The 1,460-nt window shown below is 29.9% G+C and carries 1 protein-coding gene and 1 pseudogene; one reads left to right on the forward strand and one right to left on the reverse strand.

Annotated features, from left to right (window positions below):
• Positions 1-113: pseudogene (locus tag BAZSYMA_RS10655) on the forward strand (IS30 family transposase); the annotation flags it as partial.
• Between the two features lie 95 nt (positions 114-208).
• Here the strand turns inward: BAZSYMA_RS10655 and BAZSYMA_RS04450 are convergent.
• Positions 209-1,460: restriction endonuclease subunit S (locus tag BAZSYMA_RS04450; protein WP_195910099.1), on the reverse strand; the 1,252-nt coding region annotated here is incomplete at its 5' end.

Genomic DNA, 1,460 nt, shown 5'->3' on the forward strand with positions numbered 1-1,460 from the left:
AATGAATAATAGACCTAGAAAATGCTTGGGGTATAAGACCCCATTTGAGGTCTTTGCCAAGATGACTGGCAAAGACTAGTTTTTTAAATGGAAGTGTTGCACTTATGGGTTGAATTCGCCTTATATTACTCATGTTTTTTCTTCTTTTTAGGGATTATAAAATATGAGGGTTTACACAATTTGGTTTACAGGGTCGTTCACTTTATATTTAATCATTCGGTTTTTTACTTGGCAGATTGCTTGGATTTAGGTTGTTGATTGCCACCAAGGGTTTTTCTATCTCTTGTTCTACTTTGAGTTTTGCGCATTCTAGTAATTCTTTACTTTCTGCTCGCAATTGATGGCTTTGGGTTATCTTGTTAGAAATTTTGGTCTGAATTGAGGATTTTATTAGTGGGATTTTAAATTTTTCAAAATCAGATGGTTTTAAGTGGGCAATAATTGCACCACCTGATAGTTGTTCTATTTGCAATTTACAAATAATAGAATTTAAAATTAAAGTTAAGCATTCTTTTTCAAAATTTTGATAACCATCTTTTAAAGCTAATCTTAAAAAAGCACTGCTTATAATACCATCAATATCACTTTTCAACACATAACTAATACCAATTGTGCCATCTTTGCTAAATAAAATATCGCCTTTTTTTGGCTGAAATTTATCTTTAATTTTAGTAAATAATGCAATTGATATTTTTCTATTTTCTGCTTCTATGCCGTTAACTGAAACATCTGAAACTCTTACAAAGTTTTTACCTGCTTTTGTGTAAGCATCTGTACCGACTTCAATACCTTTTTTCCAATTAACAATGTTTTTAATTTCATCAAACCCACCTAAATAATTTTCAATTTTGTTAATAATATCAAAGTATTTAGGTTGAAAATATTCACTATCAAAGCGCTGTGCTGCCACTATGTCATTTTTAGTGGTGCTAAACGATAATTGATGCTGTGGCTGATAATCCACCAAGTCCAATTCTTCTAATAATAATTGTTCTGCTTGTTGATAGAGTTGTTTTGATTGGGCTTGTTTTTGGTGAGCCTCTTTAACGATTTTTTCTATTTTGATCTGGAAATCATTATTGAATAAAATTTTAGGAATTCTAATATTGTCTAGATTTTCTTTACTCAGTTTTGGCTGGGCAACTCCAGAAATAGCCCTTATCGGTAAAATATTTAAATAATTTCTTACTATTTGTTCTATTTTAAAATTATCAAAACTTAAAATATGAGCATGGTTATTAACCCAAAATTTTCCATTAACAGAAAACGCTATATCATTCTTTCTGCTTCTTAAATTTTCTCCATCTTCTGCAACTAATAAATATTCTCCATCAAAAATATATTTATCAATATAACTTCCAATTCCTTGTGCACCATAATACGGATACTCTCCACTACCCCGAGATTCTTTCTTTATAGGCTCTCTTTTATTGTTATGATTTTTTGAAATATTTTTTAAT

It is taken from the genome of Bathymodiolus azoricus thioautotrophic gill symbiont, assembly GCF_001298715.1.
Classification (GTDB): domain Bacteria; phylum Pseudomonadota; class Gammaproteobacteria; order PS1; family Pseudothioglobaceae; genus Thiodubiliella.